Below are 9279 nucleotides of genomic sequence, written 5' to 3'. Positions count from 1 at the left end.
CTTATTCTCTCCCGGCGCGGTGGCTCTAGTTCTTCTGAAAGCCACCGTTCTCATCTTTATTTAGTCTAAACTACAGTTAATTAACAAATCCACTATAATTAGCATACCATTTATTAAAACATCTGAATATATGTTAAACAAGTTGTACAAGTATTCTCAAATCTCAAAAAGATACTGATGATAACTCAAACTCCATCCTTCAAAACCCTACAAACTAAAATTGGCGGTAAGGACTGGTGCAACTGCGCCAAAACAGTAGAAGCAGGTCTGAAAAAAATCACCGAAATTACCGACATTCATGTAGTATTTACCACAGAAAATTTCGTATAAAAAATAGCAAATGCGACCTAACATTTAAAATTTAGAATTACTTGGCGGCTGTGTAGAGATAGCCAAAAATTAAGTATTTCTTCGCCGACTTGTTCTGGATAGAAGTGGTGAAAGAAATGCCTACCGTCTTGACATTCCCAAAGCCGATCGCCTTTTTTAAGAAATTTCGGCCAGCGGCGCATAACCAGAGGAGATACAACAAAATCCGTTTTGCTGCTGCATATTAACAAAGGTACTTCTACACCTTGCTCGCGGGAATCACTCATCCTAAATAAAGAGTGAGGACAAGGAGAACAGGCTAAGTCATCCTCAAAATATAATATGAATTTTTGATGGATAATTTGATTTTGGCATCCCAGCATATCGCCTACTATTTGATTCAAAACTTGTTTGCGACTCCAGGGAAAAGCTGAAAGATGCGTATAGTAATGTGCTTGCCAATTAATAGCAGATGGCAAACCGACCGCTAAAAGTCCCAAAGAACTTACTTTGTGAGGATATCGACGCGCATACATTAAACCAACTAATCCGCTGGTACTGTGGCCTATGAGATGAATTGGGCGATCGCGCAATGTTAAAAAATCGTGCAAAAGTTCAACAGCCATATCTAAAGAGCAAGCTTCGTCTTCAGTTTGTTGGTATTCCCATATTTGCACTGGTACAGAATCATTTAAGTAGGAAAGCAGCGAGCGATCGAAGAATTGCAAACTCGGGCTTACACTTAACCAAAGCACGTCTTCTGAACTAAATTTCATCTATTTTAAGTTGGATATCGAGTTATTAACAATAATAATTTATCTGCTAGATTTTCGGGGCGGGTTGAGTGCGTAATTTTGATTGCCGAACATAATCTAATTACAAAACTCACCCTGCTACCGTTAAGTCTACAAGCTAAATTCTTTCTTGAGTTGAGATACCCAAGATTTGATGCGCGATTCCGTCAGATCGGATTGGTTGTCTTCATCAATAGCAAGACCCAAAAACTTGCCATTGACTACAGCTTTAGATTCATTAAAATCATAGCCCTCTACCGGCCAATAACCCACTGTTTCGCCGCCCTGTTCCGAAATTTTTTCAGCCAGAATGCCCATTGCATCCATAAAATTATCCGGGTAGCCTTCTTGGTCGCCAGTTCCCACATAAGCTACTTTTTTGCCGCTAAAATCAATATCGTCAAGTTCGGGAAAAAATCCTTCCCAGTCGCTTTGCAGTTCGCCGATATTCCAAGTCGGACAAGCGATAATCAGACATTCGTATTCAGCAAAATCATCATTTTCAACGCTGCCGATATCGTGCAAGGTCACGAGATTGCCGCCAAGTTCATCCCGAATCATTTCAGCTACCGACTCAGTTTTCCCAGTTGTAGTTCCGTAGAAAAGACCAATTGCTTTTGACATTTTTACTCCGAAGGTGAAATTTGATAGTGCTTGAGAATTATTTTTTTTGAGTCAGGATTTGGCATTTCCTGCCTGCAATTCAGACAAAAACAGTAGACACGGTTGTGGCAAACCTGAGAAATTAGGGAGTCAAGGCAGCAAGGACACTGTTTTTTCATCGGGTTAAAGTTGAAAATTCATCAACCAAGCTGACTCGCTCATATCGGGGTCAGGTTCGCAGTCAATTAGTAACAAATTCAGCGTCGTTTGTACTTTTAGACTGCGCGGGATGCCGGCGGGTACAAACACAAATACTCCCGGTTTTAAAGTCACTGTTCGATCGCACACCGTGAGAGTCCCCACTCCTTCTAAGACGGCGAGGGTTACATCTTTGGAGTTATCGAGGTCAGGTATTTCGGAATTTTTACCCAAACTCATCAGTTTTTGGCTGTCGGCGGATTGTCCGTCGCTGATTCGCGAGGCTGACGCGGAAACTATTGCTGCTGTCACGGTGATTGACCTCCAGGTACTATTAACTTCCGGCACTTATTGCAATTAATATTCAATAAGCTACCATGCAATTTAGATAAATTGTCAAGAATCAAGCATTAAGATTTATTACAAAAGGCTGTCAAGCTAGCTGTCCGCTCAACGCGACCAGCCCCAAATTAAGACTGGGCCGTATTTTTGGGCGATCGAACTGCGAGGTGCGATGACTTAACGTTAAAAATATTTGGTAATTATTCGCAGTTAGTGCTTAAAATTAGGTTTGTAGTGCGATCGCGAATACAGCCATTCTCAATTGCCCCCAACACCGTAAGGATACGGCGCCTTGTCCCTACGGAATATGTATATTGCACTCAACAGGGTAAGGTGCAACGCTGCGCGCGCACCCTACAAAATGCAATAGAGGCGGGTTTTAGCCGGATTTGTCGATCGCCAAAATCCGTCTCAAACTCGCCCCTAATGACAACAGTCAACAATCAACAATCAACAATTAACCGACTAATTCTTCGCCCCTACGCCCACATACATAATCGACGTATCCTCATTAATTCTGATTTTAAACAAGCCAGACTTTTTGTAATCAAAATAGTTAGCGATATTAGAGACTAGCACTTGAGAAACTTGTTGGAAACTTTCCCGGGAAGGAAATAGCTGCTTTCCACTTGTAAAATTCCCCCAAAAACCGTGCATCTCGGCTAAAATAGCGCCCATTTCTCCAAACATATCAAAACCTTTAATTTCAATCTTGCCGAAACCCGTATCGCGCATTACCACAGACAGTTCCTCCGGGGTAACAAACTTTTCCCAATCGTGAACGCCCCGCTTAATTTCCTGCAATGTATTTTCCATCAGTCCAATCATCACAATTTGTGAGGAAAAAGTTCGGTTGATGGTATCAAAAAAGAACAGTCCGCCAGGCTTGAGAATCCTGTGAACCTCTGACACAACCTTTTTGTAATCGGCCACGTGTTCCAAAACATCCACGCAGATTACAACATCAAAGGTATTGTCGTCGTAGGGCATATTTTCGGCAAAACCTTGCCTGTAGTCAATCTCCCAACCGCTGGTAACTGCGTGATTTTGAGCTGCTACAATGCACTTGTCCGATCGATCTATTCCAGAAACAATAGCGCCTCTCTCGGCCATAAACTCGCAAGAAAAGCCGCCGCCGCACCCGACATCTAAGGTTTTCAGCCCTTGCCAATTAGTCGCGTGTCTGTCGAAAAACTCAAATCTGGGTTTATTTAGATGGTATAAGGCATAAATTTTAGCATTTTCGTCCCACCAATTATCGGCATTTTCCTCATAAAATTCTAAATCATTTTTTACTTCAGTTTTTTGCACGATTTTCTCAGTCCTGATTAGTGGAAAATATAGAGGGCGATCGCACTTTTGCCTGATTTTATAGAAATGACGCCAACAAACCAAATTTTTGTAAAAAATCAGAGGTTTCGTGACGAGTTCGCAGGCAGGAACCGGGTTTCTGAATCCGCGCGCATAAGTTCTATTTTCTCTAAAGTTGCGAATCGCCACAGCTTTTTATTATAATACTTTTGGCACAAATTTCAACGAAATGGATCGCGTTTCTATTATCATCCCAGCCCTCAACGAAGCGACTTGTCTGGAACGCACCCTCCGCCAACTCAGCATCCTCAATCCTCCGGCTTGGGAAGTGTTGGTGGTAGACGGCGGCAGTCAAGACGAAACAGTGGCGATCGCACTTTCCGCTGCCACCCGCGTTATTTCTAGCAGTACAGCCGGACGTTCCGTGCAAATGAATTTAGGTGCCCAAGTCGCCACCGGCGAAATTCTGTGCTTTCTCCACGCCGATACTTTAGTTCCCGACGACATGGTAGCAGTCATCCAGAAAACATTGTCCGATGCCGAAATCGTCGGCGGCGGGTTTATCTCCCTGATGGCTGGTTCGCAGCAAACAAGATGGGGTTTTTCCCTGCACAATTACCTCAAAACTTATTACGCGCCGCTGTTATTTCGACCTCATTTATTTTTTAAAGGATTGCGCCTGCTGTTTGGCGACCAAGTTATTTTTTGCCGCCGCGCCGACTTTTTGGAATGCGACTGTTTCGATGCTGCGCTGCCAATTATGGAGGAAGCAGATTTATGTTTAAAATTAGTGCGGCGGGGTAAAATTAAGTTAGTTAATAGGGTAGTCGAAAGTAGCGATCGCCGAGTGGCGAATTGGGGCGAATTTAAAGCAACGGCCATCTATTTTTTGATTGGTTTTTTGTGGGGTTTTGGCGTTTCTCCCCGGTATCTCAAGCAGTTTTATGAAGACATCCGCTGAGACATAAAATTCGATTAAATTCCCAGAATGGACTGGCTGTATTTTGCGGGCAAAACTTTCTGTAACAGGTAAATAATCACCCAACAACCTAACAAAGTCCCGCTAACTAAAAAGCCGAACTTCAGCAGCGGATTTACCGGGTCAATAAACTTATAAAACACTAACAACACATATTTCACTACTGTCGAATCCAGGAGATAGATAGGGAATGAATAAGCAGCTAATATTTTGATTAACCCAGATATTCTACTGGGAAGTGCGATACTCTTAGAAAATGCCAGGATCGACAATACGAAAAAAATTGCGTATCCTTGAGAAGATATTTTAAAAAACGATCGCAGAAACCATCCCTCCGAATTAACTCCACTTATCAGGTAATATTCCCAAATGCTCGCTATATAAAAGAGGATAGTTGCCACTAAAATTGGTATTTTTCTGCGTTCGAGAACGGGTTGAATTCTGTCATAGGAACCGCCCAAAAAGAGACCAGTTGAAAATGGCAAAATCCAACTAAAAATCCAGCGCTCCATCAAAGGTAGAGGTATTGATATGTATTTGAGAGCGGTTAAGTAGAAGAAGATTGTAAAAATTGTTTGAATTGTTAAGCCCAAAGCCAAAACTTTTCTGGGTTCTAAAAATCTTAATTTCACGAGAAGCCACCACCAGCCGTAGCATTGAACAATCACAACGATGAAGTAATAGGGAGGCATCACCGAGCCGGTCAGGATATCTCTGAGTAATGACAGTAAATCAAATTTTTGGAGTTCCCCCCAATTATTTAAAATGTACAAAGCTACTGACCAAAATAGATAGGGGGGTAGAATTTTTGACAGTCTTTTTTTGACTACCTGTGCGGGATTATTTTGATTTTCCAGTTTGTTGGTGAGAAAAAAGCCGCTCAGCAGTAAAAATGCAGGTACGCAGAACAGTTGAAATGTATCGATCGCGACAAATAAAATTCTGCGATCTTTAAATGCCAAGAACCCAGCATGAGTAATCACAACACTGACGATCGCTAAAGCTCGGATCAAATCAAATTCAGCGAACCGATTAGAAACTTTTTGCATGGTAAAAATTAGATTGCAAAAATTTGATTTAAATTAAAAATTTTTTGTCTGATACGAAATCCGGGTTTGCTACCCCTTTTATCATTCGGCGGTTGAAACCGCTGCATAGAGTCAAACGAAGTCCGAGCAAAGGGGGACTAAGAGATAAAGGGGGTTTTTAAGCCGGATTTGGTATGAGGAGCAGAATATCATAAAATGTTATATTTGCTCCTATGTTCACAAAACTTATCTCGGCAAAAATAAGTCACCGAGTGCTGGAATTGAGGAAGAAAGACTATAAAGACTATTCAAAAAAAAATCTACCTAATTTAGGTAGATTTTTATAAAGGTTCAAGCAATGAGTTAACTTTTGGCTAACCGTTGGTGTGATGGATGTGCGACGCAGAAACACTATCCAACCGATCGCGCCCGTTGCGGATCACGCGCAGCATATCGCTCAGCTTGTGCTCGATATTATCTAGCACTTGGTCGGCATAATCGTCGGCTCCGTTTTGAATTTCTTCGCATTCAGCCATCGCCCTGACTCTCATCTCTTCCAATTCCTCTTGAGCCTGGTAGCGAATTTGTTCGACTTCCGCCAGCGTCGCCTGCTGAATTGCCTCGCAGTCGAGCAAAACTTGCTGCCGCAACTGATCTGCTTCTATCTTCGCCTGCTGGAGCAGGCCCATATCGTTTAAAAGTTCTGCCGCTCTCTGTTCTGCTGCTTCTATCACTTCCTGAGCGTAAAGTTCCGCCTCTTGAAGCAAGTCGTCCTTGTGCCGGATGATCGTCTCGGCTTCCTGAAAGGCGATCGGCAAATTTAGCCTCACCAAGTCTAACTGATCGAGCAACTGTTCTTCATCCACCAGAGTGCGTCTGGTCATAGGAATTCGCGGGCTGTCGAGAACAATTTCCTCAAGCCTGTTCAATTCCCGCTGGATGTCTACTCCTGCGGTTCGGGTGGGGTCTCCGAAGGCGGCTGTGTTCTGAGGTGATTCGTTCTCAGTGCGGAGGCCGGTACTGTCGGGTTCGATGCGAGTTGGTTCCTGCTGGCGTAACATTTGTAAATATCTAGGGCGACGTGTTTCGGAACAAGATGATCTACGGAGCCACCAAACTTGGCTATTTCTTTAACTACACTACTACTTAAAAAGCTGTACTCGTTAGAAGTTGCCAAAAAAACTGTTTCAATTTCACCCAGAAGGGTTTTATTGGTGTGGGCCATCTGGAGTTCCATTTCAAAATCTGTTAATACCCGGAGCCCCCGCAGCAGCACTTTGGCTTGTCGAATCTTAGCATAGTTTACTGTCAAACCCTCAAAACTGTCTACTTCTACGTTTGGCAAGTGTTGGGTAGAGCGCAGGATCTGCTCGATCCGTTCCTCTACGGTGAAGAGAGGGGTTTTGCTGGGGTTTCTGACTACCGTAACAATTACCCGATCGAACAGTTTAGATCCCCGCTCGATAATGTCTGCGTGACCGAAGGTTATGGGGTCAAAGCTGCCTGGATAGATTGCAATCACGAGTTTGGCTCAACGGAGTGGGGGGGAGTGGGGGAGTGGGAGAGTGGGAGAGTGGGGGAGTGGGGGAGTGGGGGAGTGGGAGGGAAATCTTCACGCTTGACTTAATTCTCTCAACATCTATCCGTTAAATCCGTTAAATCCCGTACATTGCTCGTTGCCGAACTTCCTTCTACTTTTTCATAGAATGAGCTTTGTAGAAAGTTTCGAGGCTTTGCTTGTCGCCCACAAACCTCCAGTGCCAAGGCTCGTAACTGACGCCTTGGCGATTGTTTTTGGGGAAGGACATTTCAAAGCTGAAAGCGACGGCGTTGGCTTCTAACCACTTAAATGCTTGGGTATTTTCAAAACTGGGACTCAGGTTGTTTTCCGGGGCGCTGCCGTCGCCGATGTCGATCGCGTAACCGGTGTGGTGTTCGCTGTAACCTGGAGGGGCGCTGACTTCAGCTCGCTTGCTGGCGTTTTGCCTGCGTTCGGCTTTCACGTCAAAAAATACGTGTTGTTGGTCTTCGAGGGAGCGAAAGCCGGATATGGGAGCGAAGTAAATGCCTGAGGCCGCTGCGGCGTTGGCCATTTCCTGATATTTTGCTGCTGCTGAGGTGCGGAGTGTGACGTTACCGTCGGGGGTGACGCCTACCAAGTCTTTGGCTGGTGCTTCTGTGTACGGCAAGTGTCCCAGCAGGTTGTCTGGGGTTGCGGTGGCTTTTGGGTTGGTAGCTGGACTCGCGACCGACCCAGACGCGGAACTCACCGGTGCTGGATTTTGTTGAGTTTGCTCTGCCTGACTGGTGGCTGGGAACAAGTTAAAGTTGAGGTGCAGCCAGATGCTGACCCCACAGGCTAATGCGGCCAACCCTAGCAGTTTCCAAATTAGCCCTTTTTTCTTGGACTGACTCGGCCCTGCTTCTAGGTATGGGTGGTCTCGCACTGCTTCTGGAATTTCGTCGGCGACAAGCTCCGAGGCTTGCGGGGGTTTTCTTGACAGACTAGCGTTATCCAAGCCAGCTCCACTCCTGCACTTCAATAAGGCTCAACGTTAAAAATTGTAGACCGATATGGGCGATCGAACAGCTACAATTGCCGCTGAGTATATATCATCTCTTCCAGACTTCGCCCTATCCCATCCGCCAACTCTCGAATCTGTTGCTTGGGCGATCGTCGCACAGTCGATCGTCCATCCGAGGTCGAACTGGTTGGCGTTGGTGGTGCTGGTTTATTTTAAGTGTAATTTGTTACAAATTGACAAAATCCAACAATTCTGCGATCGACACATCAAACGTCCGCGCCAATTTTAGCAGAGCACCGATGTCAGCCATTGCCATACCGGCGATCGGGCATAAGTTTTAACAGTATTGTAGGATACCCCGGAGCGATCGGCTACTTCCTTTAGCGATCGGTCTTCGAGCGCCGTCAAGGTCTAATTAATAGCTTAAAGCTCGATCGACCACAATCAAACATTACCAACTTCCGCCAACTCAGCACCACCAACAGAACCTTCGTCTTCCCCTTTATCCCCTTCCTCAACCGCAACTGTTAACTTCAATCCCAGAGCATTCAGCCAATTAGCCAAAGCATAAATTGTCGCACTTCCATTCTGCGACAGCAAAACATCTAATTTTTCCAGGTGCAATGATGCCTCTTCATCTGACATATTTAGTTTTCCAAGAGCCTCAAATACATCTCTCAGCGCTTTTGGCATTATTCCTAATTCCAAATCGCCTGCTTCTTCCTCAAAAATCTCTGTGAGATAGCCAGCAGAATATGCCGGATCTTTGAGATTTGAAATTTTATAGGGGTGATAAGGTAAGCTCTTAGGCATTGTCATTGTCTTAACTCCTGTAATCTGTCCAGTATATTTTAGCCTTGTGGATATCTTGCTCTTGAGTGCTTTTATCCCCGCCTATCAACAAAAGTACAATTGTTTCTTCTACTTGTCCAAAATAGACCCGATAGCCGGGGCCGTAATTTATCCTCAACTCATAGACACCTTCTTCGACTGCTCGATAATCTCCGAAATTTCCAGTCCCAACTCGATCTAGTCGCCGGTCAATCTTAAATTTTGCCTTGAGATCCCGCAGGGAGTCTAACCACTCCGAGAAAGGAACTTTGCCGTCTGGCGTGCTGTAACGCTGAATATCTCTCTCGTTGTACTTCCATAAAGTCGATCGTACTTGCACCCTCATCTTAATACCGGCG

General features: G+C 44.5%; 13 protein-coding genes. 3 read left to right on the top strand and 10 right to left on the bottom strand.

All coding sequences use genetic code 11. The features are described 5' to 3' along the window. Positions 1–177 precede the first annotated feature (177 nt). A complete protein-coding gene (locus QUA78_RS08160) occupies positions 178–330 on the top strand; it encodes a hypothetical protein (protein WP_333306591.1) in 153 nt (50 codons plus the stop codon). 17 nt (positions 331–347) lie between these two features. Here the strand turns inward: QUA78_RS08160 and QUA78_RS08155 are convergent, their stop codons facing one another. From QUA78_RS08155 to ubiG, 4 genes are all read right to left on the bottom strand, one after another. Next, positions 348–1085: an alpha/beta hydrolase gene (locus tag QUA78_RS08155; protein ID WP_333306593.1), complete on the bottom strand. Its 738-nt coding sequence runs from the start codon at positions 1083–1085 to the stop codon at positions 348–350. Between the two features lie 129 nt (positions 1086–1214). Beyond that, entirely contained in the window at positions 1215–1727 is a 513-nt protein-coding gene (gene fldA / locus QUA78_RS08150) for a flavodoxin FldA (RefSeq protein ID WP_333306594.1), read from the bottom strand. Between the two features lie 162 nt (positions 1728–1889). Continuing rightward, positions 1890–2216 (bottom strand): cupin domain-containing protein, encoded by a 327-nt coding sequence (locus tag QUA78_RS08145; RefSeq protein ID WP_333306595.1) that lies wholly within the window; start codon positions 2214–2216, stop codon positions 1890–1892. A gap of 495 nt (positions 2217–2711) precedes the next feature. Next, the gene (ubiG, locus tag QUA78_RS08140) at positions 2712–3557 is read right to left on the bottom strand and encodes a bifunctional 2-polyprenyl-6-hydroxyphenol methylase/3-demethylubiquinol 3-O-methyltransferase UbiG (RefSeq protein WP_333306597.1); all 846 of its coding nucleotides are present in this window, start codon (positions 3555–3557) and stop codon (positions 2712–2714) included. Positions 3558–3786: 229 nt separating this feature from the next. On the opposite strand from ubiG, the gene QUA78_RS08135 reads away from it, so the two are divergent. After that, positions 3787–4518 (top strand): TIGR04283 family arsenosugar biosynthesis glycosyltransferase, encoded by a 732-nt coding sequence (locus tag QUA78_RS08135; RefSeq protein WP_333306599.1) that lies wholly within the window; start codon positions 3787–3789, stop codon positions 4516–4518. Between the two features lie 14 nt (positions 4519–4532). On the opposite strand, the gene QUA78_RS08130 is transcribed toward QUA78_RS08135, so the two are convergent. The 4 genes from QUA78_RS08130 to QUA78_RS08115 form a co-directional block, all read right to left on the bottom strand. Further along, on the bottom strand, positions 4533–5585 hold the full coding sequence (locus QUA78_RS08130) for an acyltransferase (RefSeq protein WP_333306601.1): 1053 nt from the start codon (positions 5583–5585) through the stop codon (positions 4533–4535). 353 nt (positions 5586–5938) lie between these two features. Continuing rightward, on the bottom strand, positions 5939–6625 hold the full coding sequence (locus QUA78_RS08125) for a DivIVA domain-containing protein (RefSeq protein WP_172191282.1): 687 nt from the start codon (positions 6623–6625) through the stop codon (positions 5939–5941). Further along, positions 6508–7086 (bottom strand): pantetheine-phosphate adenylyltransferase, encoded by a 579-nt coding sequence (gene coaD / locus QUA78_RS08120; RefSeq protein WP_333398713.1) that lies wholly within the window; start codon positions 7084–7086, stop codon positions 6508–6510. The genes QUA78_RS08125 and coaD overlap by 118 nt, the downstream gene beginning before the upstream one ends. 169 nt (positions 7087–7255) lie before the next feature. Then, positions 7256–8083 carry a M15 family metallopeptidase gene (locus QUA78_RS08115; RefSeq protein WP_333300239.1) on the bottom strand — a complete coding sequence of 276 codons (828 nt, stop codon included), beginning with the start codon at positions 8081–8083 and terminating at the stop codon, positions 7256–7258. Positions 8084–8138: 55 nt separating this feature from the next. Here QUA78_RS08115 and QUA78_RS08110 point away from each other — a divergent pair, with 55 nt between their 5' ends. Next, positions 8139–8378 carry a hypothetical protein gene (locus QUA78_RS08110; RefSeq protein ID WP_333300242.1) on the top strand — a complete coding sequence of 80 codons (240 nt, stop codon included), beginning with the start codon at positions 8139–8141 and terminating at the stop codon, positions 8376–8378. Positions 8379–8533: 155 nt separating this feature from the next. On the opposite strand, the gene QUA78_RS08100 is transcribed toward QUA78_RS08110, so the two are convergent. Beyond that, a complete protein-coding gene (locus QUA78_RS08100; protein ID WP_333398711.1) occupies positions 8534–8902 on the bottom strand; it encodes a transcriptional regulator in 369 nt (122 codons plus the stop codon). 10 nt (positions 8903–8912) lie between these two features. Continuing rightward, positions 8913–9266 (bottom strand): type II toxin-antitoxin system RelE/ParE family toxin, encoded by a 354-nt coding sequence (locus tag QUA78_RS08095; protein ID WP_333300235.1) that lies wholly within the window; start codon positions 9264–9266, stop codon positions 8913–8915. Between the last annotated feature and the right edge of the window lie 13 nt (positions 9267–9279).

The organism is Microcoleus sp. K4-B3 (assembly GCF_036704615.1).
Taxonomy (GTDB): Bacteria; Cyanobacteriota; Cyanobacteriia; order Cyanobacteriales; family Microcoleaceae; genus Microcoleus.
The sequence above is the reverse complement of the archived record's forward strand: the minus strand, read 5'-3'. Positions and strand labels throughout refer to the sequence as shown.